Source organism: Streptomyces sp. NPDC104106 (assembly GCF_055584345.1).
In genome coordinates, this window is the sequence record NZ_JBVJMF010000005.1 from 336,794 (window position 1) to 359,055 (window position 22,262).

The following is a 22,262-nucleotide window of genomic DNA, read 5'->3' on the forward strand; positions in this document are numbered from 1 at the left end:
AACATGAGCACCCCCTTCCTCTCCGTCCGCGACCTGCGTGTGCACTTCTCCACCGAGGACGGTGTCGTCAAGGCCGTCGACGGGCTCTCCTTCGACGTGGTGAAGGGCAAGACCCTCGGCATCGTCGGCGAGTCCGGCTCGGGCAAGTCGGTGACGAACCTGGCGATCCTGGGTCTGCACAACCGCGAGCGCACCACCCTCGAAGGCGAGATCCTGCTCGACGGCCAGGAACTGCTGACCGCCGGCGAGCGGGAGCTGGAAAAGCTGCGCGGCAACAAGATGGCCATGATCTTCCAGGACGCGCTGGCCTCCCTGTCGCCGTACCACACGGTCGGCGTCCAGATCGCCGAGACGTACCGCAAGCACACCGGCGCCTCCAAGAAGGAGGCCCGGGACCGGGCGATCGAGATGCTGCGCCGTGTCGGCATCCCCCAGCCCGACACCCGTGTGGACGACTACCCGCACCAGTTCTCGGGCGGTATGCGCCAGCGCGCGATGATCGCCATGGCGCTGGTCTGCGACCCCGAGCTGCTGATCGCCGACGAGCCGACCACGGCCCTCGACGTGACGGTGCAGGCCCAGATCATGGACCTCCTCAAGGACCTCCAGCAGGAGTTCGGCACCGCGATCGTCTTCATCACCCACGACCTCGGCGTCATCGCCGACATCGCGGACGACGTGCTGGTGATGTACGGCGGCCGGTGCGTGGAGCGCGGCACGAAGGAGGAGGTGCTCCGCGACCCGGACCACCCCTACACCCTCGGCCTGCTGAACTCGATGCCGAGCCTGGACGGCCCGGTGGACGTGCCGCTGACGCCGATCCCGGGTTCGCCGCCCTCGCTGCTCAACCCGCCCTCCGGCTGCCGCTTCCACCCGCGCTGCGCGTTCGCCGAGAAGGTGCCCGACGGGCTGTGCTCGACCGAGCGCCCGGTCCTCGAAGTGGTCGAGGGCCGCGGCTCCGCCTGCCACCTGTCCCAGGAGCAGAAGCGGGAACTCTTCGCCGACTTCGCCGGAACCCGGCACCACTGACGGACACCAGACGGGACTTCACACCATGAGCAACACGAACCCCCTCCTGGACGTCTCCGGGCTCACCAAGCACTTCCCGATCAAGGGCGGCTTCCCCATCCGGCGGACCGTCGGCGCGGTGCAGGCCGTGGACGGGCTGGACTTCCAGGTGGCCGAGGGCGAGAGCCTGGGCCTGGTCGGCGAGTCGGGCTGCGGCAAGTCGACCACGGGCCGGCTGATCACCCGCCTGCTGGAGCCGACCGGCGGCAGGATCTCCTACCGCGGCCAGGACATCACGCACGCCGGCCGCAAGGAGCTGGCGCCGATCCGCTCCGAGATCCAGATGATCTTCCAGGACCCGTACGCCTCGCTGAACCCGCGGCAGACGGTCGGCAAGATCATCTCGGGTCCGATGGAGATCAACGACATCAACCCGAAGGGCGGCCGCGAGGCCCGGGTCCGCGAGCTGCTGGAGATCGTCGGCCTGAACCCGGAGCACTACAACCGCTTCCCGCACGAGTTCTCCGGCGGCCAGCGCCAGCGCATCGGCGTGGCCCGCGCCCTGGCCCTGGAGCCGAAGCTGATCGTCGCCGACGAGCCGGTCTCGGCGCTGGACGTCTCGATCCAGGCCCAGGTGGTGAACCTCCTGCAGAAGGTCCAGCGGGAACTGGGCATCGCGTTCGTCTTCATCGCCCACGACCTCGCCATCGTCCGGCACTTCTCGCAGCGCGTCGCGGTCATGTACCTCGGCAAGATCGTCGAGATGGCCGACCGCGACGACCTGTACGGCAACCCGCGCCACCCGTACACCCGGGCCCTGCTCTCCGCCGTGCCGGAGGCGACGGTGGACGCGGAGCCGCGCGAGCGCATCCGCCTGGTCGGCGACGTCCCGTCCCCGATCAACCCGCCCTCCGGCTGCCGCTTCCGCACCCGCTGCTGGAAGGCGACGGAGAAGTGCGCGACGGAGGCCCCGTCGCTGGTACAGGCGGAGGGCAACAAGCCCGGACACCTGACGGCCTGCCACTACCCGGAGACGACGGACGCCATCCCGGCTCCCCGCCTCGCCGCGGACGACCTCCCCAAGGACCCCGAGGCAGCGGCCTGACGCCTCCGGCTCCCGGAAACGAAGGTCCGCGCCTCCCCCCAGGGCGCGGACCTTCGCCGTGAACCGGTCCGCTCGCTCACTCCTCGGCGAACAGTCCCGCCGCGTCCGTGGCGTGTACGGCTCGCTTCGCCCGGGTCTCGAGCTGGTCGAGGTCGGTGCAGGCATTGACCCGCTCCCGGACGGAGTCGGGCACCGGGATACCGCGCCACTCCAGGATGCGAAGCACCATCTGGCGGCGGCCCTCGATACGGCCCTGTTCCCAGCCTTCTTCCCGGCCTTCTTCCCGTACCTGCTCGGCGAGCGGGTGGCGCCAGAAGTACTGGATCGCCGTCATCAGGTCACTCCACATCTGCTTCGCCGGGGGGTCGGCCGGGCATGAGTCGACGAACTGTACGAAGACTGCGGCACTGTCGGGGTCGATGGTCCGCAGGACGGCGGCCGTCGTGATCAACGAGCTATGCCGCCGCGAGTTCGCACCAGATGAACTTGCCCACGCGCCCGAACCGGGCCGACGGCTGCCACCCCCAGTAGTCCGCACAGGCCACCACCAGCCCCAACCCCCGCCCGTCCTCCGACTCCGCGACCTGCTCCAGCGGACGAGGCGGGTCGGGCGGCGCGGGGTCGGTGTCCCACGCCCCGATCCACACCATCCCCTCCGGGGTACGGCGCACCCTCAGCGCCGCCGGCCCTTTGGTGTGCCGCACGGCGTTCGACACCAGCTCCGTCGCCAGGAGTTCGGCGGTGTCGGCCAGGCCGATCAGGCCGTGCAGGGTGAGGATCAGACGCAGGGTGCGGCGGCAGACGGTCACGGCTCTCGGGTCGTTGGGGATGTAGAGGGTGTAGTCCCAGGTGTCGGGCATGCGTCATCAACTCCGCTGAGAGGAAGTGGACTTTGGGCGCAGGGTGGCAACGCCGCGCGAGCGCGGTGCACTTCCGCTGCGTGTGCGATACGTCACCGACGGTAGGGCAAAAATTTTTCCTCACGCAAGTGGTCCCGTAATCTGGCGCCCGAATGAGGCACAACTGCACCGCGTTTGAGGGCGGAGGGGCGATGGCGCCAAGGAGCCAACCCACGGCACGGCAGATTCGTCTGGGCACCGAGCTGCGCAGACTGCGTGAGGCCGCGGGCTTGAAGGCTCGCGAGGTGGCGGGGCTGCTCAGTTCGACATCGGCGCAGATGAGTCAGGTCGAGGCGGGGCTGGCGGGCGTGAGCGAGGAGCGGGTGCGCCGGCTGGCAGCGCATTACGCCTGCGCCGACGAGACGTTCATCGAGGCACTGGCGGACATGGCCACCAACCGCACGCAGGGCTGGTGGGAGGAGTACCGGGGAGTGCTCCCGCCGGTCTTCCTCGACGTCGCCGAGACGGAGCACCACGGCACGTTCCTTCGCGAGGTCGTCACCAGCCACATCCCCGGACTGCTGCAGACTCCCGACTACGCCCGCGCCGTCTTCGGCTACATGGTCCCGCAACTGCCGGAGAGTGAGCTGAGGCCCCGGGTGGAACACCGGATGAAGCGCAGGTCCGTACTGGAGCGCGAGGCTCCCATCCCCTACGAGACGATCATCCACGAGGCGGCCCTGCGGATCCTGGTGTCCGATCGCCGAACCGCTCGCGTTCAGCTCCTCGAAGTACTGCGGGCGATCGAAGGCAGCCAGGCGACGGTACGGGTCATCCCCTTCGCAAGAGAGGGCTTCGCCGGAGCCGGGATCGAGATGATGTACGTGGGCGGCCCGCTCCCCCGGTTGGACACCGTACTGCGCGACGCACCGCACGGCACCGCCTTCATCGATGCCGAATCCCAACTGGAGCGCTTCCGATCCCTGCTCCATAAGGTGGAGGACGCGGCACTGCACCCCGTGGAATCACGGGACTTCATCCACCGCATGACCAAGGAACTGTGAGGCACTCCGCATGACCCAGGCCGTCCGCTGGCAGAAGTCGTCGTACTCCGGCGGAGGCGACGGCAACACCTGCGTCGAAGTCGCCACCCTCGACACCCACATAGCCATCCGTGACTCAAAGGCACCAACCCGAGCCACCCTCACCATCCCGGCCACGGCCTTCACCCCCTTCATCCGGTACCTGAAGTCCCGGGAGCGCAGCACGAACTGAAAGTCAGTCAAGAACTCCACCGGAACCTGACACACCGTTCAACAAGGTGTGTCAGACTGCCGCGGTGGTAGATCACTCGTTCACCGATCTCACGCTCGCCGCGCTCTACGACAGCCTCAACCCCTGGGGGCCGGGTGACGACTTCTACCTCGGGCTCGTGCGGGAGGCCCGCTCGGTGCTGGACATCGGGTGCGGTACCGGGCGGCTGCTGCGGCGGGCGCGGGGTGAGGGGCATCCGGGGCGGCTGATGGGGATCGACCCGGCCGCCGCCATGCTCGTACAGGCGCGCCGGGCCCGGCCGGACGATGTCGAGTGGGTGCTCGGCGACATGCGCACCCGGCTCTGGGACGGGGAGTTCGACCTCGCCGTGATGACCGGACACGCCTTCCAGGAGCTGGTCGGGGACGAGGAGATCCGTCAGCTGCTCCACGCCGTCCGGCAGGCACTGGACACCGGCGGGCGCTTCGTGTTCGAGACCCGCAATCCGGCCGCGAGGGCCTGGGAGAGGTGGACCCCGGACCGGGTCCACGAGGTCACCGCCGCCGACGGCACCCCCGTCCGGGTGTGGCACGAGGTCCAGGGCGACCAAGCGGACCCGGCCGACCGCATCCGCTTCACCGAGACCTACGACGGCGCCGGCTGGGCCGCTCCCCAGGTCTGCGACAGCGTCCTGCGCTTCCTGGAGCCCGCGGCCCTGGTGGGCTTCCTGGCCGACGCCGGACTGGCGGTCGTGGAACAGTACGGCGACTGGGACCGGACCCCGCTCACCCCCGCGTCCCCGGAAATCATCACGGTGGCCCGCCCGGCGTAGGTCCCGCCGGGCGCTCCCTGTCACCGTGCCGCCTCACCCTCCCCGCCCTCCTCCAGCGCCGCCAGCGCCGGGTCCAGGACGATGTCCTCCTCCCGTGCCTCGGTGGTCGGCTCCTCCGGGAAGTGGCAGGCCGTCAGGTGGCCCTCGTGGTTGCCGGAGATCCGGATCAGCGGGGGTTCCTCCGCCGCGCACTTCTCCTGGGCCTTCCAGCAGCGCGTGCGGAAGCGGCAGCCGGACGGCGGGGAGATGGGGGACGGGACGTCACCGGCCAGGCGGATGCGCTCGCGCCCGGCGCCCTCGTCGTCCGTGAGGTTCACCTCGGGCACGGCGGACAGCAGGGCGTGGGTGTACGGGTGGCGCGGGCGGGTGTAGATGGACGCGCGGTCGCCGACCTCGATGATCTTCCCGAGGTACATCACCGCGACGCGCTGCGAGAAGTGCCGTACGACGGCGAGGTCATGGGCGATGAAGACGAACGCGATGCCCAGCTCCCGCTGGACCTGCTGGAGCAGGTTCACGACCTGGGCCTGGATCGAGACGTCCAGCGCCGAGACCGGCTCGTCGGCGACGATCAGCTTCGGCTCCAGGGCCAGTGCCCGCGCCACACCGATGCGCTGGCGCTGCCCGCCGGAGAACTCGTGCGGGAAGCGGTTGAAGTGCTCCGGGTTCAGGCCGACGATCTCCAGCAGCTCCCGGACGCGCCTCTCCCGCCCGCCCTCCGGCTCGATCCCGTTGATCTCCATCGGACCCGAGATGATCGTGCCGACCGTCTGCCGGGGGTTCAGCGACGAGTACGGGTCCTGGAAGATCATCTGGATCTCGGAGCGGATGGGCGCCAGCTGTTTGCGGGTGGCGTGGCTGATGTCCTGGCCGCGGTACGCGATCGAGCCGGACGACGGCTCCAGCAGGCGCGTGATCAGCCGGCCCGTCGTCGACTTGCCGCAGCCCGACTCGCCGACCAGGCCGAAGCTCTCGCCCGCGTACACGGTCAGGTCGATGCCGTCCACGGCCTGCACCGCGCCGATCGTCCGGCGGATCGGGAAGCCGCCCTTGACCGGGAAGTGCTTGGTCAGCTTCGAGACCTGCAGCAACGGCTCGCCGTCCGCGCCGGCGCGCGGCAGGCGCGCGGCCGTGAGGACGTTCTCCTCGGTCATGACAAGGTCCTCCCTACCCCAGGCGGGGCTTGATCTCCTCGATGAAGATGGTCCGCTTCTGGTCCGCGGTGAGATGACAGGCCGAGGCCCGGTCGGGGGCGAGCGGCGGGCGCTCGCGCACGCACCGACCGGGACCCGCGACCCGGTCCTGGAACGTGCAGCGCGGGTGGAAGCGGCAGCCGGACGGCGGGTGGAGCAGCGACGGCGGCGTGCCCGGGATCGGGGACAGCCGGCCGCCGGGGTCGGAGTCGAGGCGCGGCATCGAGTTGAGCAGGCCCCAGGTGTACGGGTGCTGGGGCGCGCGCAGCACCTGGTCCGTGGTGCCCCGCTCCACCGCGCCGCCCGCGTACATCACCATGATCTCGTCGGCCATGTCGGCGATCACCCCCAGGTCGTGGGTGATGAAGATGATGCCGGATCCGAACTCCTGTTGCAGGTCCTTGAGCAGATCGAGGATCTGCGCCTGCACGGTCACGTCGAGTGCCGTCGTCGGCTCGTCGGCGATGAGCAGGTCGGGGTCGCAGACCAGCGCCATGGCGATCATCGCGCGCTGGCGCATACCGCCGGAGAACTGGTGCGGGTAGTCCTTCGCCCGTTCCCTCGGGTTCGGGATGCCCACCTTGCCGAGCATCTCCACGGCCCGCTCCCAGGCGGCCTTCCGGGAGGCGCCGTTGTGCTTCATGTACGGCTCGGCGATCTGCCGGCCGACGCTGTAGTACGGCGACAGCGCGGTGAGCGGGTCCTGGAAGATCATGGCGACCTTGTTGCCGCGCAGCCTCTCCAGTTCGGGCTCGCGGGCCGTGGTCAACTCCTGCCCGTCCAGGAGGATCTCGCCCTCCACCGTGGTGAACGTCGGGTTGTGCAGGCCGAGGACGGTCAGGTTGGTCACCGACTTGCCCGATCCTGACTCCCCCACGATGCCGAGCGTCCTGCCCCGCTCCAGGTCGAAGGAGAGCCCGTCAACGGCCCGTACGACGCCGTCCTCGGTCCTGAAGCTGACGTGCAGGTCCCGCACCGAGAGAAGAGGGGTGCTCATCGTGCTCATGGGGTCTTCCGTCTCCCTCGGTCCTCAGGACAGCCGCACGCGCGGGTCGATGAAGGCGTACGCGGCGTCGACGATGATGTTGAACAGCAGGATCATGCTGGCCGAGAAGAGCATCACCCCGAGCAGCAGCGGCAGGTCGCTGAAGTTGACGGCCTGGACGGCGAGGTTGCCGAGGCCGGGCAGGGAGAAGGTGAACTCGGTGATGATGGCGCCGCCGAACAGCGAGCCGAGGTCGATGCCGAAGATGGTGACGATCGGGATCAGCGAGCCGCGCCAGGCGTAGCGGAAGAAGACGTAACGGCGGGACATGCCCTTGGCGCGGGCGGTGCGGACGTGTTCCTCCTGGAGCTGTTCGATCATCGAGGACCGGGCCATACGGGTGTACTGCGCGGCGAAGATCGTGGACAGCACCACCCAGGGGATGATCAGTCCGCCGAACCAGCTGACCGGGTTCTGGGTGATCGGGGTGTAGGCGGGCTTGTCGAACCAGTGCGTCTGGTAGACGAGCAGCGCCAGGGCCAGCGGGCCGAGGAAGTAGATCTGCAGTGAGCTGACGACCATGGCTCCCGCGGTGGCCGTCTTGTCGACCAGCGTGCCGCGCCGCCAGGCGGCCAGCAGCCCGGTGCCGAGGCCGACGAGCAGGAAGCACACGGCCGCGCCCAGGGTGAGCGAGACGGTGGTGGGCAGCCGGTCCATCAGCGTGGCCCAGACCTGCTCGTTGGTGTGGTACGAGTAGCCGAAGCAGGGGGCGGGGCAGGGGCCCTGGGCGAACTGGCCGCTGCCCAGGAAGAGGTTGTGCAGGAAGATCCAGTACTGCTCGGTGATGGGCTTGTCGAGGCCGAGCACGTGGTGGATGTTCGCGATGCTGTCCGGGTTGCAGGTCTTGCCGCACATCAGCAGGGCGGGGTCCCGGGGCACCCCGAAGAAGAGCAGGAAGGCGACGATGCTCAGCAGGAAGAGGATGACGACGGCGCCGATGATCCGGCGCACGAGGAAGCGCAGCATGACAGGGCAGCTCTCCGACGTCGGCGGCCTGGTCGGGCTCCGGCGCGCCCCGGGGAGGGGGCGCGCCGGGCACCGGGCGGGGACGGTTACTTGACGAACAGGCGGCGCGGGTCGACGCCGCTGATCACGTCGTCGTAGACGAGGCCGCCGACCTGGGAGCCGGCGATCTGGACCTGCTTGTAGTAGCCGGTCGGGACCTCGTTGACCACCTTGGTGAGCAGGTACTTGTCGAGCTTCTCCCACTCGGCCGCGGACTTGACCGGGTCCGTGATCTGGCTGATGCGGTCGATCTCGCCGTTCACGTGCGGGTCGTTGATCTGCGAGTAGTTCGACGCGCCGTCGGCGATCTGCCGGCCGTCGTACAGCGGCGGGATCACCGTGGAGGCGGAGGGCCAGTCGGCGCCCCACGCGGTGTGGAAGATGTCGTAGTTGTTGTTCAGCTTGGAGACCTGGTCGTAGTAGGTCTCGGACGGGATGTCCTGGCGCTGGACGTTGAACCCGGCCTTCTGCAGGCCCGCCGCCATGGCGGTGGAGTACTGCTGGCCCTCGGGGGTGTTGATGTAGCCGAAGGTCAGCTTCATGCCCAGCTTGCCGGCCTCCTGGAGCAGCTTCCTGGCCTTGGCCGGGTCGCCGCCGGGGTTCTTCTTCTTGCCGAACGGGTCGAAGTTCGGGTCGTAGCCGGAGACGGTCGGGGAGAGCAGGCCGCCCGCGATCTCCATGGCGTCGCTGCCGCCGTAGGCCCGCGCGAAGGGCGAGACCGGCAGGGCGTAGGCGATGGCCTCGCGGACCCGGATGTCCTTCATCTCGGGCTTGCTCATGTTGATGTTCATCTGGCCGACGTAGGGCTGGTAGCCGGAGACCGTGCGGGACTTCAGCTTCGGGTCCCTGAGCACCTGGGAGAGGTTGCCCGCGTCGACCTGGTTGCTGAAGCTGACGCCGGTCCGGTCGGGCCCGCTGTCGGCGAGCAGCGCCTTGGTGGAGGTCTCGTACTGCTGGTTGAACGTGAAGGTGAACCGGTCCACGTACTGGTGCCGGATCGGGTCCGTCTTCGGGTCCCAGTTCGGGTTCCTGACCAGCACCATCGACTTGCCGGACTGGAACGATTGGATCTTGTACGGTCCGGTCGTGACCGGGTTCTTGTCGTACTTCTGCTGGGTGTCGCCCTTGGCGGAGACGATGGCGTAGCCGGCCATGGCCAGGGTGTACGGCAGGTCCGGGTGCGCCTTTTGGAAGTGGAAGACGATGGTCTTCGCGTCGGGCGTCGACAGGATGCCGTCCGGCAGGTGCCGGCCCTTGTAGGGGCCGCCCGGGAGCAGCTTGCGGTAGGCGGTGCCCGAGGTGTTCGCGAGCCACTGCTGGAGGTAGCTCGGACCCTGGGTGATGAAGGGGGCGAAGAGCCGCTCGACGGTCTGGCGGACGTCCTTCGAGGTGATGGGGGTGCCGTCCGCGAACTTGATGCCGTCCTTGAGCGTGTACTTCCAGGTCTTGCCGCCGTCGGTGGTGGTCCCGGAGTCGGTGGCGAGGTCGCCGACCACCTCGTGCTGGTGTCCGTCGTCGCTGGTCGCCTTGTAGCCGGTGAGACCTCTGTGGATCAGCTGCGCGAGCGCCATCTGGTCCTGGACGTAGATCTGGCCCGGGTCGAGGTGGGCGAAGCTGTCGCGCTGGAGCACCTCCATGGTGCCGCCGGACTTGGCGCCGGGCACCGGCGCCGCCGGACCGGCGGAGTCGGCGGCGTCCCCGAACTTGATGGGCGCCTGCTGGCTCTTGGCGTTCTGCTGGTCCTTCTTGTCGTTCGTGCCGCTGTCGCTGCCGCCCTTGCTGCAACCGGTGAGCACGAGAGCTCCGGCCGCGAGCACGGACAGTGCGCCGTATGCGTGGCGTCCACCCCTGGTCATCAGGATTCCCACCCATCTGTGAACTGACGTTGCGTCGGTTGTGCCGTACGGGGACGTGCGGTGCGGGCGATGTGCGGTGCGGGGGGTTGCGGTGCGGAAGTCGCGGTGCCGGTCAGCGCGCGGTCTTGGGATCGAAGGCGTCCCTGACCGAGTCCCCGAGCAGGTTGAACGCGACGACGAAGACGACCATCGAGATGCCGGGGAAGAACATGTAGGTGATGTCGTTCTCCAACACCAACTGGGTGGACGCCTTGGAGAACATCTGCCCCCAGTCCGGCGTCGGTTCGACGATGCCCACGCCGAGGTACGACAGACCGGCCTCGGCGGTCACGAAGTTGGGCAGCAGGTACGTCGCCTGCACCAGCAGCGGGGTCACGATGTTCGGCAGGATCTCCTTGCGGATGATCCGCCAGGGCGAGGCGCCGCTGACCTTGGCCGCCTCGATGAACTCCCGCTCGCGCAGGGCGAGTGCGGTGCCGCGCAGGATGCGGCCGAGGCCCATCCAGCCGAGGAACCACTGGACCAGGATGAGCGCGACCACCCGGACGTAGGTGGGGGTCTGGTCACGGGGGCTGACGAACAGCGAGACGACGACCGGCATGCTCGCGATGAAGAACAGCTGGGCCGGGAAGGCGAGCAGGAAGTCGATGACCCGGCCGAGGACGTAGTCGGTCCTGCCGCCGAGGTAGCCGGCGCTGACCCCGAGCAGGATGGCGGTCACGACGACGGCGAGCGTGACGGCCACCGAGATCGTCAGCGAGGTGCGGATGCCGTAGATCAGCTTGGTGAAGACGTCGTAGCCGTTGCCGGGTTCGAGGCCGAACCAGAACTCGCCGCTGATACCGCCGTTGGGATGCACGGGCACCCCGGCGCTGTCGAAGAGGTCCGGGCGCTCGTCCGCGTACACCGTGTACGGGTTCTTGCCGTAGAGCTTGGAGATCAGCGGGGCGAGCAGGCCGATCAGGAAGAAGAAGCCCACGACGTAGGCCGAGATCACGCCCGTGCGGTCGCGCTTGAAGCGCATCCACATCAGCCGGCCGGGTGACCGGCCTTCGAGCGTGACGGCCTCGACTTCTCTCTCAACAGTACTTGTCACGGTTTGTCCGTTTCAAGGCGTGAGTGACTCCATGCGTTCACCAACAGGAGAGCGTTTTCGCCTTTCCCCCGACACCCCTGGCGGAGGATCAGCACGGGATCCGTCGACCCGAGCGGTACGCGGCTAACTATCTGCCATGGGTCGACTACCGACCACTGCCCGTAGATCTCAATTCAGTCACGGCTCGCGGCTACATCTTCCGAAATCTGGACATAGCGTTCGCCGGAAGAAGGCGCGAAACGGACTTGTTACCTGGCTATCGGGCAGCGTTCTCCGCATGCCGGACAAACGGGGCCCGAAAACGGGTTGCAAAAAGCCCGGGCACCCCCACCAGGGGGCGCCCGGGCTCAACTCTGCCCGGATCAGCCGTGCTTGGCGCGGCTCGCGGCGCGGGCACGCTCGCGCTGGTCGAGGTTCACCTTGCGGATGCGAACGGCCTCCGGGGTCACCTCGACGCACTCGTCGTCACGGCAGAACTCCAGCGACTGCTCCAGCGACAGCTTGCGCGGCGGCACGATCGACTCGGCCACGTCGGCCGTCGAGGACCGCATGTTGGTGAGCTTCTTCTCCTTGGTGATGTTGACGTCCATGTCGTCGGAGCGGGAGTTCTCGCCGACGATCATGCCCTCGTACACCTCGGTGCCCGGCTCCACGAAGAGCACGCCGCGCTCCTGGAGGTTCGTCATCGCGAACGCGGTGACGGCACCTGCGCGGTCGGCGACCAGCGAGCCGTTGTTGCGGGTCTGCAGCGTGCCGAACCAGGGCTCGTGGCCCTCGTGGATGGAGTGGCCGATGCCCGTGCCGCGGGTCTGGGTCAGGAACTCGGTCCGGAAACCGATCAGACCGCGCGACGGCACGACGAACTCCATGCGCACCCAGCCGGAGCCGTGGTTGGACATGTTGTCCATGCGGCCCTTGCGGACGCCCATGAGCTGCGTGACCGCGCCCATGTGCTCCTCGGGCACGTCGATCGTCATGCGCTCGACCGGCTCGTAGACCTTGCCGTCGACCTCCTTGGTGACGACCTGCGGCTTGCCGACCGTCAGCTCGTAGCCCTCCCGGCGCATGGTCTCGACCAGGATCGCGAGCGCCAGCTCACCACGGCCCTGCACCTCCCAGGCGTCCGGACGCTCGGTCTCCAGGACGCGGAGGGAGACGTTGCCGATCAGCTCGCGGTCGAGGCGGTCCTTGACCTGGCGGGCGGTGACCTTGCGGTCCTTCACGGCCGACTTGGCGTCGGCACCCTTGCCGGTGCCGCCCCGGCCGACCAGCGGCGAGGTGTTGGTGCCGATGACCATGGAGATCGCGGGCTCGTCCACCGTGATCAGCGGCAGCGGGATGGGGTTCTCGGGGTCCGCGAGCGTCTCGCCGATCATGATGTCGGGGATGCCGGCGACGGCGCAGATGTCACCCGGGCCGGCCTTCTCGGCGGGCTTGCGGGTCAGCGCCTCGGTCATCATCAGCTCGGAGATGCGCACGTTCTGGATCGAGCCGTCCCGCTTGATCCAGGCGACCGTCTGGCCCTTGCGCAGCTCGCCCTGCTCGACGCGGAGCAGCGCGATGCGGCCGAGGAAGTTGTCGGCGTCGAGGTTGGTGACGTGGGCCTGGAGCGGCGCGTCCTCCTCGTACGTCGGGGCCGGGATGTGCTCCAGGATCGTGGAGAAGAACGGCTCCAGGCTGTCGGAGTCGGCGGGCACGGTCCCGTTGTCCGGCTTGGTCAGCGAGGCGATGCCGTCACGGCCGCAGGCGTAGACGATCGGGAACTCGATCTGCTCCTCGTCCGCGTCCAGGTCGAGGAAGAGGTCGTACGTCTCGTTGACGACCTCGTCGATGCGGGAGTCCGGGCGGTCCGTCTTGTTGATGCACAGGATGACGGGCAGGCGCTGCTGGAGCGCCTTGCGCAGCACGAAGCGGGTCTGCGGCAGCGGGCCCTCGGAGGCGTCCACGAGGAGGACGACACCGTCGACCATCGACAGACCGCGCTCGACCTCGCCGCCGAAGTCGGCGTGGCCGGGGGTGTCGATGATGTTGATGGTGATGGGCTCCCCGCCGTCCTTGGGGTGGTACTTCACCGCCGTGTTCTTGGCGAGGATCGTGATGCCCTTCTCACGCTCCAGGTCGTTCGAGTCCATGACCCGGTCGTCCACCTGGTCGAGCTGGTGAGCGGCGAACGCGCCCGCCTGCTTCAGCATGCCGTCGACGATGGTGGTCTTGCCGTGGTCGACGTGGGCGACGATGGCGACGTTGCGGATGTCGTGGCGCGTGGCCATAGGTTGCCGTACTCCCGGAGTGTGAGGAAAGCCTGCGCGTACGTCTGCGTTACGCGGGCCCTGCCGGGCTTGACACGCCACGGCCTCACCCCATGGTACGGGTACGCCGCCGCTGCGGCTCGCCGGGTTACGTCGGTGCAGCTCAGCCTACTTCCGCGGGCTCGGCGAGACCTTCGCGCCCTTCTTCAGAAAGCCCATGTCCTCGTAGACCGGCGTCTGGAATCCGAACGCCCCGGCGTTGACGAGGTTCCGCCGCGCCCCCACCAGCTGGGGCCGCTGGTACAGCGGGATGGAACCGGCGGCGGCCCAGATCCTGGAGTCCGCCTTCCTGATCAGGTCGCGCGCCTCGTCCTCGTCCAGGGTGGCCGCGGCCTCGTCGAAGAGCTGGTCGACCTGGTCCGTGCCGACCCGCGGGTAGTTCTGCCCGATGTTCACCGAGCCGTCGGCGGCCGGTACCGGCTTGGCGTAGATCGGCCGCGCGTCCGTCGCCGGGTAGGCGGAGGACGGCCACGAGTACAGCGCGAGGTCGTAGTCGCCGGAGGCGATGTGGTCCTTGAAGAAGCTCTCGTCCGAGACCCGGGTGATCGTCGTGCGGATGCCGACCCGCTCCAGCATGGCGGAGATCCGCCCGGCGACCGCGTCCAGCGTCTCGGAGCCGGGCCCGGAGGGGAGCACGAAGCGCAGCGCGAGCGCCTTGCCGTCCTTGGCGAGCGGCCCCGCCGGTACGCCCGCCGGGGCGGCCGTGCCCTTGGGGGCGTACGCGCCGGGTGCCCCGCCGTGCCTGCCCTCCTGCGCGAGGTGCCGGTCGCCGCCGTCGCCCCGGCCGCCGTTCTTGTCGTCCTCGCCGACGACGTACTGCCCGTCCTTGCCGCCGTCGGACGGCTTCTCCTTGTCGCTCTTGCCGGCGCGCCTGTCGTTCTCGGAGCCGGCCGCCTTCTCGCCCTTCTTCTGCTTGACCGGGCCCCCCGCCACCCAGCCGGCGTCGGCGAGCAGCGCCGCCGCCTCCTTGGTGTCCGGCCCGCCGAGGGCGCCGCTGTTGTCGGCGTAGTCGCTCTGCCCGGACAGGGCGAGATGGCTGCCGACCGGGACCGCGGGCAGGCCCAGCGGGGCGAGCACCAGCCTGGCCAGTTCCTTGCGGTCCAGGGCGCGGGCGACGGCCCGGCGGACCCGCTCGTCGGCGAGGGGGCCCTCGGAGCCGTTGAGGGCGAGCTGGGTGTAGGCGGGCTCCAGCGACTTGCGGACGTCGAAGGCGCGCAGCCGCTGCTCCTCGCGCAGGTACGCGCCGATGGCCTGGGCCACCTCGTCCTTGTCGTCGCTCCTGGCCTGCTCGGAGTCGAGGCCGTGGGCACGCGCCCACGAGCGCAGTCCCGCCACCGAGGTCTTGCCGGCGCCCTGCAGCGGGCTCCCGGCGCCCTGGGCGGCGAGCCCGATCCGCTGGGCGTCGGCGGGGTCGATGTCGGCGAGGTCCACGGTGCCGTCGGCGAGCGCGGCGGCCCGCTTGTCGCGGGGTACGGCGTGCAGCACGATCCGGGACAGCTTGGCGGGCCTGCCCCACCAGCGCGGATTGCGGGTGAGGACGACGTCCTTCAGGGCGGTGTCCACCTTGTCGAGCCTGAAGGGCCCGGCGGTGATCTGGAGCTTGCGCCGGGCGCCGTCGTTGAAGGCGTCCGGGGTGCCCATGACGTCCTTCGGGTACAGCGGTGAGAACAGCGACTTCCAGTCGGCGTAGGGGCGCGCGAAGGTTACCCGGACCTGGAGGTCGCTCGCGCCGCGCTCGATCTTCTCGATGCGGTCGTAACCGGCGTTGCGGGCGGTCCAGTAGGAGCTGTCCTTGCCGGACAGGGCGCGCCACTGGGCGAGGAAGTCGGCGGCGCCGATCTCCCGTCCGTCGCTCCAGACGGCCTGCTGGTTCAGCTTGTACAGCACGACCTGGCGCGGCTCGGTCTCGATGACCTTGGCCGACTCCAGGTAGGCGGGGTCGGGCACCGGCCGGCCGCTCGCGTCGAGGCGGAACATCGACGGCAGGACCGCCTGGGCGATCCGGGTGGTGCCGGCGTCGGCGTCGGCCTGGAAGGTGTTCAGGGTCCCGGGGACGGCGTCGATCGCCCACTTCAGCGTCCCGCCGTCGGTGACCAGGTCCCGGGCGACCGGGGCGATGTCCTGCCCGGCGAGGGGCTTGCCGGCCTCGTCCTCGTCGGCCCCGCAGCCCGCGAGAAACGGCACGGCGAGCACACCGGCGGCGAGGAGGGCGACCGACCTCGGGACGGCGCGCGGACCGGCTCCTTCGTGGGACATCTCTGCTACCTCCGGGAAGCCGCGAGCGTTATGATCACTTTTGGCGGTATATGGAGCTGATCAGATCTATGCGGCCCACTGAAGAGGAAAGGATCCGGCAACCGAGGGCGACACGGCGATGACGGTCGGTGACCCCACCCGTGTGGCGCAACATCACCGCTGATGCATCCGTACGCCTCCGCCAATCGCTGCACATGCCTTCACATCGGCACGTGTGACGCGCAACACTCCAAGGCGCATGACCATTACCGCCCAACGCTCGCCGGACCCGCGGAAGTGAGGGCAGATCATGTCCGTGCACGACGACATCACCTCGGTCCAGCGCTCCCTCGACGAGCTGAACCGCTCGCTGGGGCGACTGGAGCAGCAGCTCGGCAGCGGCGGCCTGGAGATACGCCGGGTCCGGATGGACGCCGACCGGCTGCGCGAGAGCCTCGGGCTGCTCCGGGAGACGGCCGACCCGAAGGCCGCGTCCGGCAGGCCCGACCTCGTCACCATCTCCGACACGCCGTACGACCGCTCGCTGTGGATCGATACGGACGACGAAGGACTGGGCGCCCGCGACCGCCGCGCCCCCTGAACCGACCCGAACCGACCGCGAGTGAGCTGCAGGGGCGCGCCGGTGCCGGGTGATCGAGCGCGCGCAGGCCCGAAGGGCTGAGCACGGTCGGTCCCCCGACACCGGCTGGAGCGCCCCGGAAGCGAACGGAGCCGAACAAAGCGGAGTCAACCCTTGGCCACTGGTACGGAACCCCAACAGAACAGCGGCGGCGTACGGACCGGTACGCGCGCCGCGATCGCCGCCCCGCATCTGCGGACCGACCGCTGGTGGCTGGCGCCCGCCGTCACCGCGGCCGGTCTGTTCGCCTTCGTCGTCTACTCGACCTGGCGGGCCTTCGCGGGCGCCGACTACTACGCGGCGCCGTACGTCTCACCGTTCTACTCGCCGTGCCTGGCGCAGAACTGCGAGGTCATGCATGCCGGGCCGAACTGGCAGCTGTTCGGCGGCTGGTGGGGCATCTCGCCCGCGATCATCATCCTGATCTTCCCGCTCGGTTTCCGGCTGACCTGCTACTACTACCGCAAGGCGTACTACCGCAGCTTCTGGGCCTCCCCGCCGGCCTGCGCCGTCGCCGAGCCGCACGCGAAGTACACCGGCGAGACCCGCTTCCCGCTGATCCTGCAGAACGTCCACCGGTACTTCTTCTACGCCGCCGTGCTGGTCGCCGCGGTGCTGACCTACGACACCGTGCTGTCCTTCCGGGACACGCACTACCGCTGGGGCCACATGGGCCTCGGCACCCTGGTCTTCGTGGCCAACATCGTGCTGATCTGGGCTTACACGATCTCCTGCCACTCGTGCCGGCACATCGTCGGCGGCAAGCTCAAGCACTTCTCCAGGCATCCCGTGCGCTACCGGGCCTGGCAGTTCGTCGGCCGGCTCAACGCCCGGCACATGCAGCTGGCGTGGGCGTCGCTGTTCAGCGTGTGGCTCGCCGACTTCTACGTCTATCTCGTCGCGTCCGGGGTCTTCGCCGACCCGCGCTTCTTCTAGAGACTCCAGTGAGGGACTGAACGATGTCCGTGGTGGACCGGCAGGAGTGGGACGTCGTCGTGGTCGGTGCCGGCGGCGCCGGACTGCGGGCCGCGATCGAGGCGCGCGAGCGGGGCGCCCGTACGGCCGTGATCTGCAAGTCGCTGTTCGGCAAGGCGCACACGGTGATGGCCGAGGGCGGCATCGCGGCGGCGATGGCCAACGCCAACGAGCACGACACCTGGCAGGTCCACTTCCGCGACACGATGCGCGGCGGCAAGTTCCTGAACCAGTGGCGGATGGCCGAGCTGCACGCGCGGGAGGCCCCGGACCGGGTCTGGGAGCTGGAGACCTGGGGCGCGCTGTTCGACCGCACCAAGGACGGCCGCATCTCGCAGCGCAACTTCGGCGGCCACGAGTACCCGCGCCTCGCGCACGTCGGCGACCGTACGGGCCTGGAGCTGATCCGCACGCTCCAGCAGAAGATCGTCGCCCTCCAGCAGCAGGACTTCAAGGAGACCGGGGACTACGAGTCCCGGCTGAAGGTCTTCCAGGAGTGCACGGTCACCCGGATCCTGAAGGACACGGCATCCGACAGCGGCTCCGCCGCCGGCAGGGTGTCCGGGGTCTTCGCGTACGAGCGCGAGAGCGGCCGCTTCTTCGTCCTCCAGGCCCCCGCGGTCGTCATCGCGACCGGTGGGATCGGCAAGTCGTTCAAGGTGACGTCGAACTCGTGGGAGTACACGGGCGACGGCCACGCACTGGCCCTGCTGGCCGGGGCGCCCCTGCTGAACATGGAGTTCGTGCAGTTCCACCCGACCGGCATGGTCTGGCCGCCGTCGGTGAAGGGCATCCTCGTCACCGAGTCCGTGCGCGGCGACGGCGGGGTCCTGCGGAACTCCGAGGGCAAGCGGTTCATGTTCGACTACGTCCCGGACGTGTTCAAGGAGAAGTACGCCGAGTCGGAGGAGGAGGCCGACCGGTGGTACGAGGACCCGGACCACAACCGCCGCCCGCCGGAGCTGCTCCCGCGCGACGAGGTGGCCCGCGCGATCAACTCCGAGGTGAAGGCGGGCCGCGGCTCGCCGCACGGCGGGGTCTTCCTGGACGTCTCCACGCGGATGCCGGCCGAGGTGATCCGGCGCCGGCTGCCGTCGATGTACCACCAGTTCAAGGAGCTGGCGGACGTCGACATCACGGCCGAGTCGATGGAGGTCGGTCCGACCTGCCACTACGTGATGGGCGGCATCGCCGTCGACTCCGACTCGGCGGCGGCGCGCGGCGTGCCGGGGCTGTTCGCGGCCGGTGAGGTGGCGGGCGGCATGCACGGCTCCAACCGGCTCGGCGGCAACTCGCTGTCCGACCTGCTGGTCTTCGGGCGCCGGGCGGGCTGGCACGCGGCGGAGTACGCCCAGGCGCGGGAGCGGCCGGCGGTGGACGACGCCCAGGTCGACGCGGCGTCCGCGGAGGCCCTGCGCCCGTTCTCGGCGGAGTCCGACCGCGCGGGCGAGGCGGGGCCGCCGGAGAACCCGTACACCCTGCACCAGGAACTGCAGCAGACCATGAACGACCTGGTCGGCATCATCCGCCGCGAGGGCGAGATGGAGCAGGCGTTGCACAAGCTCGCCGAGCTGCGCCTGCGCGCCCGCCGGGCCGGGGTGGAGGGCCACCGCCAGTTCAACCCGGGCTGGCACCTCGCCCTGGACCTCAGGAACATGCTGCTGGTCAGTGAGTGCGTGGCCCGCGCGGCGCTGGAGCGCACCGAGTCGCGCGGCGGGCACACCCGCGAGGACTACCCGGCGATGGACCGCTCCTGGCGCAACGCCAACCTGCTGTGCACCCTCGCCGACCCCACCAGGGGCCTCGCGGCCGGCGACCCCGCCCGCGGGCAGATCCGCCTGACCCGCGAGAGCACCGATCCCATCCGCCCGGACCTGCTCGCCCTCTTCGAGAAGGAGGAGCTGGTCAAGTACCTCGCCGAAGAGGAGCTGTACGAGTGAGCAGCTACGAGGCCCGCTTCAAGGTGTGGCGGGGTGACGTCGAGGGCGGGGGCCTTCAGGACTTCACCGTCGAGGTGAACGACGGCGAGGTGGTCCTGGACATCATCCACCGCCTCCAGGCCACCCAGGCCCCCGATCTGGCCGTGCGCTGGAACTGCAAGGCGGGCAAGTGCGGTTCGTGCTCGGCGGAGATCAACGGCCGGCCCCGGCTGATGTGCATGACGCGCATGTCGGTGTTCGACCGCGCCGAGACGATCACGGTGACGCCCATGCGCGCCTTCCCGGTGATCCGCGACCTGGTGACGGACGTCGGCTTCAACTACCGCAAGGCCAGGGAGGTCCCGGCGTTCGTGCCGCCCGCCGGTCTGGGCCCCGGCGAGTACCGGATGATGCAGCAGGACGTGGAGCGCTCGCAGGAGTTCCGCAAGTGCATCGAGTGCTTCCTGTGCCAGGACACGTGCCATGTGGTGCGCGACCACGAGGAGAACAAGACCGCGTTCGCGGGCCCGCGCTTCCTGATGCGGATCGCCGAGCTGGACATGCACCCGCTGGACGCGGCCGCCGACACGGGCCTCGACCGCGGCCGCACCGCCCAGGACGAACACGGCCTCGGCTACTGCAACATCACCAAGTGCTGCACGGAGGTCTGCCCCGAGGGCATCCACATCACGGACAACGCCCTGATCCCTATGAAGGAACGCGCGGTCGACCGCAAGTACGACCCGCTGGTGTGGCTGGGCTCGAAGATCAGGAGGCGGACGCCGTCGTAGCGCCGCTGTCGCGGCCGGGGCGCTCCGACAGCACCCGCAGGCGCAGCGCGGCCGTCATGCCGAGCCAGCCGAGCGGGGCCGCGCACGGCGTCCTCCAGCCGCTGCCGGGCGGCGGCCCGCGGTTCGCGTACGGCGGTCTCGGCGATGTCGGCCAGGGCGCGGTCGGTGACGAGCCGGGCGCAGGAATCGCCGTGCGCCGTACCGCCGCCCGCCACCACGGCGACCTTGCCGTGGTCGGCGGAGCGGCAGTCGCGCAGGGTGCGCAGGAACGCGGCGAGCCGGTCGAGCGCCGGGGCGGCCGCGGCCGGGTCCCGGCGCAGCGCCTCCTCCAGGTTGCCGCCGCTCAGGTCCTCGACCACGGCCGCGCCGGCCTCGGGGTCCGCGTGCAGCAGGCGCGGGGTGCGGACGCCGGCGGCGGTGAGGCGGTCGTGCGCCGCTGTGAACAGGCCGAGCCCGGTCGCGGGCGCGAAGGGGTCGCACGGAGCGGCGGCGGCTACGGCGCCCGGCCCGCTCCAGTAGTCCTCGTCCGGGGCCCAGACGTAGGCGATCGCGGTGCCGCCGTCGTCGCGGCGGAGCCGGTAGACGCCCTTCCCGCTGCCGCCGCGCAGCCGGGTGGCGGCGCTGAGGGTGCGGTGCGGGCCGAGGGCGGCGCGGGCGAGGGGGGTGAGGTCGGCGACGGTCCTGGGCTGTCGTGTCTTCGTCGCCGGGCCCGGTGTCGCCGACGGGACCGGTTCAGCGGACCCAGTTTTCCCGGTAGGCGCGCCAGTCGGCCTCCGTCGCCGCGAAATCGACGTACAGCGCGACGCCGAAGCGGACCCGGTCGGCGTCGGTGCGGGACAGGCCGAGCCGGACCCCGCGCACGGCGGCCGGGACGGTCTCCGCGTGGGCCCAGTGCCCGAAGCGGTTCTCGTGGAAGAAGGGCAGACCCATGAGGAGGTCGGTGGTCTCGGGCGTTACCTCCAGGGCGAGGCTCGTCTGCTGCGCCACGTAGCCGCCGTACAGGCCCTGCGACGGCTGCATGGTGTCGTACGACATGACGGCGATCTGGTCCACCCGGCGGGCCACCTGACCGAAGTAGGCCTGGGACCACCACTTGGGGTGTCCGGTGGTCGCGCCCCAGAAGGAGTGGAACGCGGGCAGCGGGTCGATCTGGTGGGCGGCGACGGACAGCAGGGCACCGCGCTCGCGGGTCAGGGCGCGCAGGTCGTCCAGGAGGGCGAGGTAGTGCTGGTCGCCGGAGTGCAGCGGCTCCAGGTCGAAGTGGACGCCGTCGTAGCCGCTGCCGAGGACGCGGCGGGTGGAGGCGAGGATCGCGGCGCGGGTGGCGGGGCGCTCCAGGCGCAGCCCCTCGGGGCCCTCCGTGGCCAGCACGTCGCCGAGCCACGCCTGCACCCGCACGCCGGGCAGTTCCCGGTGCACGGCCGCGGTGAGCCAACGCGCCTTGGGGTACGCCGTGTCGGGCAGCGTGCCGTCGTGCTCCAGCGGGCCGGAGTGGACGTACAGGTCGCGGATGCCGGTGTTCTTCAGACGCTGGGCGAGACCGCGCACGTCCTGGTCGTTCTTGCGGCCGTCGACCCAGGCGTGGCCGAGCCAGACGGCGTCCTGTCCGCGGGTGGTGGTGCCGGCTCCAGGGGTGCCGGTGTCGTTGATACGGAGGGCGGTCTCGGCGGTGAGGAGGGGCAGGAGCAGGACGGTGAGGGCGACGAGGGCGTAGCGCAGGACGCGCCGCCGGCCCTTCCTCCCGCCGCTGCCCCGACGCCGGCCGACCGCATCACCCGGTGCACCGGCAGCCTGCCCCGGACCAGCCGCCTCCCCGCGCACGGCCGCGGCCTGCCGCGGCCCGGCCACGTCACCCGACGCGCTCGACCGCGGCAGGTCACCGGCATCACCGGACACCACCGGCTCCAGCGACAGATCCCCCGCATCACCAGACACAGCCACACCCCGCCCCCGACCGGCCCCCTCGCCGGACGCGGTCGACTCCTGGGACACACCGGCCCCCTCACCGGACACAGCCGCAACCGGCCGCGAACCAGCCACATCACCGGACGCGCTCGGCTCCGACGGCAGGTCACCGGCATCACCGGACACCACCGGCTCCAGCGACAGATCCCCCGCATCACCAGACACAGCCACACCCCGCCCCCGACCGGCCCCCTC

Annotated in this window: 18 protein-coding genes and 1 pseudogene; 9 read left to right on the forward strand and 10 right to left on the reverse strand. The window is 70.0% G+C overall.

Features of this window, described 5'->3' with window-relative positions:
- Positions 1–3: 3 nt before the first annotated feature.
- Positions 4–1,029, forward strand: a complete 1,026-nt coding sequence (locus ACZ60X_RS15150; protein WP_469598119.1) for an ABC transporter ATP-binding protein — start codon at positions 4–6, stop codon at positions 1,027–1,029.
- A 25-nt stretch (positions 1,030–1,054) separates the two neighbouring features.
- The gene (locus ACZ60X_RS15155) at positions 1,055–2,113 is read left to right on the forward strand and encodes an ABC transporter ATP-binding protein (protein WP_469598121.1); all 1,059 of its coding nucleotides are present in this window, start codon (positions 1,055–1,057) and stop codon (positions 2,111–2,113) included.
- Positions 2,114–2,189: 76 nt separating this feature from the next.
- Here the strand turns inward: ACZ60X_RS15155 and ACZ60X_RS15160 are convergent.
- Both ACZ60X_RS15160 and ACZ60X_RS15165 read right to left on the reverse strand, forming a co-directional pair.
- Positions 2,190–2,552, reverse strand: a pseudogene (locus tag ACZ60X_RS15160) (hypothetical protein); the annotation flags it as partial.
- Positions 2,553–2,568: 16 nt separating this feature from the next.
- Positions 2,569–2,973, reverse strand: a complete 405-nt coding sequence (locus ACZ60X_RS15165) for an ATP-binding protein (protein ID WP_469598123.1) — start codon at positions 2,971–2,973, stop codon at positions 2,569–2,571.
- A 191-nt stretch (positions 2,974–3,164) separates the two neighbouring features.
- Here ACZ60X_RS15165 and ACZ60X_RS15170 point away from each other — a divergent pair, with 191 nt between their 5' ends.
- From ACZ60X_RS15170 to ACZ60X_RS15180, 3 genes are all read left to right on the forward strand, one after another.
- The gene (locus ACZ60X_RS15170) at positions 3,165–4,016 is read left to right on the forward strand and encodes a helix-turn-helix domain-containing protein (RefSeq protein WP_469598126.1); all 852 of its coding nucleotides are present in this window, start codon (positions 3,165–3,167) and stop codon (positions 4,014–4,016) included.
- 10 nt (positions 4,017–4,026) lie between these two features.
- Positions 4,027–4,227, forward strand: a complete 201-nt coding sequence (locus tag ACZ60X_RS15175; protein ID WP_469598128.1) for a DUF397 domain-containing protein — start codon at positions 4,027–4,029, stop codon at positions 4,225–4,227.
- A gap of 64 nt (positions 4,228–4,291) precedes the next feature.
- Positions 4,292–5,038, forward strand: coding sequence for a class I SAM-dependent methyltransferase (locus tag ACZ60X_RS15180; protein WP_469598131.1), 747 nt, complete (start codon positions 4,292–4,294; stop codon positions 5,036–5,038).
- Positions 5,039–5,058: 20 nt separating this feature from the next.
- On the opposite strand, the gene ACZ60X_RS15185 is transcribed toward ACZ60X_RS15180, so the two are convergent.
- The 7 genes from ACZ60X_RS15185 to ACZ60X_RS15215 all read right to left on the reverse strand — a co-directional run bounded on the left by ACZ60X_RS15185 (position 5,059) and on the right by ACZ60X_RS15215 (position 15,798).
- On the reverse strand, positions 5,059–6,192 hold the full coding sequence (locus tag ACZ60X_RS15185; protein WP_469598133.1) for an ABC transporter ATP-binding protein: 1,134 nt from the start codon (positions 6,190–6,192) through the stop codon (positions 5,059–5,061).
- A 13-nt stretch (positions 6,193–6,205) separates the two neighbouring features.
- Complete coding sequence (locus tag ACZ60X_RS15190) at positions 6,206–7,237, reverse strand: ABC transporter ATP-binding protein (protein ID WP_469598135.1); 1,032 nt, start codon at positions 7,235–7,237, stop codon at positions 6,206–6,208.
- 24 nt (positions 7,238–7,261) lie between these two features.
- Complete coding sequence (locus tag ACZ60X_RS15195; protein WP_469598137.1) at positions 7,262–8,242, reverse strand: ABC transporter permease; 981 nt, start codon at positions 8,240–8,242, stop codon at positions 7,262–7,264.
- An 86-nt stretch (positions 8,243–8,328) separates the two neighbouring features.
- Complete coding sequence (locus tag ACZ60X_RS15200) at positions 8,329–10,137, reverse strand: ABC transporter substrate-binding protein (protein ID WP_469598139.1); 1,809 nt, start codon at positions 10,135–10,137, stop codon at positions 8,329–8,331.
- Positions 10,138–10,249: 112 nt separating this feature from the next.
- A complete protein-coding gene (locus ACZ60X_RS15205; protein WP_469598142.1) occupies positions 10,250–11,233 on the reverse strand; it encodes an ABC transporter permease in 984 nt (327 codons plus the stop codon).
- Positions 11,234–11,595: 362 nt separating this feature from the next.
- The gene (typA, locus tag ACZ60X_RS15210; RefSeq protein ID WP_469598144.1) at positions 11,596–13,503 is read right to left on the reverse strand and encodes a translational GTPase TypA; all 1,908 of its coding nucleotides are present in this window, start codon (positions 13,501–13,503) and stop codon (positions 11,596–11,598) included.
- A 147-nt stretch (positions 13,504–13,650) separates the two neighbouring features.
- Positions 13,651–15,798 (reverse strand): ABC transporter family substrate-binding protein, encoded by a 2,148-nt coding sequence (locus tag ACZ60X_RS15215; RefSeq protein WP_469598146.1) that lies wholly within the window; start codon positions 15,796–15,798, stop codon positions 13,651–13,653.
- A 289-nt stretch (positions 15,799–16,087) separates the two neighbouring features.
- On the opposite strand from ACZ60X_RS15215, the gene ACZ60X_RS15220 reads away from it, so the two are divergent.
- The 4 genes from ACZ60X_RS15220 to ACZ60X_RS15235 all read left to right on the forward strand — a co-directional run bounded on the left by ACZ60X_RS15220 (position 16,088) and on the right by ACZ60X_RS15235 (position 20,102).
- Positions 16,088–16,378: a hypothetical protein gene (locus ACZ60X_RS15220; RefSeq protein WP_469598148.1), complete on the forward strand. Its 291-nt coding sequence runs from the start codon at positions 16,088–16,090 to the stop codon at positions 16,376–16,378.
- 153 nt (positions 16,379–16,531) lie between these two features.
- Entirely contained in the window at positions 16,532–17,353 is an 822-nt protein-coding gene (locus ACZ60X_RS15225; protein ID WP_469598150.1) for a hypothetical protein, read from the forward strand.
- Positions 17,354–17,376: 23 nt separating this feature from the next.
- Positions 17,377–19,332: a fumarate reductase/succinate dehydrogenase flavoprotein subunit gene (locus ACZ60X_RS15230; protein ID WP_469598152.1), complete on the forward strand. Its 1,956-nt coding sequence runs from the start codon at positions 17,377–17,379 to the stop codon at positions 19,330–19,332.
- A complete protein-coding gene (locus ACZ60X_RS15235) occupies positions 19,329–20,102 on the forward strand; it encodes a succinate dehydrogenase/fumarate reductase iron-sulfur subunit (RefSeq protein WP_469598155.1) in 774 nt (257 codons plus the stop codon). The genes ACZ60X_RS15230 and ACZ60X_RS15235 overlap by 4 nt, the downstream gene beginning before the upstream one ends.
- A 732-nt stretch (positions 20,103–20,834) precedes the next feature.
- Here ACZ60X_RS15235 and ACZ60X_RS15240 read toward each other — a convergent pair.
- Positions 20,835–22,037 (reverse strand): hypothetical protein, encoded by a 1,203-nt coding sequence (locus ACZ60X_RS15240; protein ID WP_469598158.1) that lies wholly within the window; start codon positions 22,035–22,037, stop codon positions 20,835–20,837.
- Positions 22,038–22,262: the final 225 nt, after the last annotated feature.

Excerpts from the sequence above, each read along its gene's own strand:
- ACZ60X_RS15150 (WP_469598119.1), top strand. The coding sequence starts at position 4 with ATGAGCACCCCCTTCCTCTCCGTCCGCGACCTGCGTGTGCACTTCTCC.
- ACZ60X_RS15155 (WP_469598121.1), top strand. The coding sequence starts at position 1,055 with ATGAGCAACACGAACCCCCTCCTGGACGTCTCCGGGCTCACCAAGCAC.
- ACZ60X_RS15165 (WP_469598123.1), bottom strand. The coding sequence starts at position 2,973 with ATGCCCGACACCTGGGACTACACCCTCTACATCCCCAACGACCCGAGA.
- ACZ60X_RS15170 (WP_469598126.1), top strand. The coding sequence starts at position 3,165 with ATGGCGCCAAGGAGCCAACCCACGGCACGGCAGATTCGTCTGGGCACC.
- ACZ60X_RS15175 (WP_469598128.1), top strand. The coding sequence starts at position 4,027 with ATGACCCAGGCCGTCCGCTGGCAGAAGTCGTCGTACTCCGGCGGAGGC.
- ACZ60X_RS15185 (WP_469598133.1), bottom strand. The coding sequence starts at position 6,192 with ATGACCGAGGAGAACGTCCTCACGGCCGCGCGCCTGCCGCGCGCCGGC.
- ACZ60X_RS15190 (WP_469598135.1), bottom strand. The coding sequence starts at position 7,237 with ATGAGCACGATGAGCACCCCTCTTCTCTCGGTGCGGGACCTGCACGTC.
- ACZ60X_RS15195 (WP_469598137.1), bottom strand. The coding sequence starts at position 8,242 with ATGCTGCGCTTCCTCGTGCGCCGGATCATCGGCGCCGTCGTCATCCTC.
- ACZ60X_RS15200 (WP_469598139.1), bottom strand. The coding sequence starts at position 10,137 with ATGACCAGGGGTGGACGCCACGCATACGGCGCACTGTCCGTGCTCGCG.
- typA (WP_469598144.1), bottom strand. The coding sequence starts at position 13,503 with ATGGCCACGCGCCACGACATCCGCAACGTCGCCATCGTCGCCCACGTC.
- ACZ60X_RS15215 (WP_469598146.1), bottom strand. The coding sequence starts at position 15,798 with ATGTCCCACGAAGGAGCCGGTCCGCGCGCCGTCCCGAGGTCGGTCGCC.
- ACZ60X_RS15220 (WP_469598148.1), top strand. The coding sequence starts at position 16,088 with ATGTCCGTGCACGACGACATCACCTCGGTCCAGCGCTCCCTCGACGAG.
- ACZ60X_RS15230 (WP_469598152.1), top strand. The coding sequence starts at position 17,377 with ATGTCCGTGGTGGACCGGCAGGAGTGGGACGTCGTCGTGGTCGGTGCC.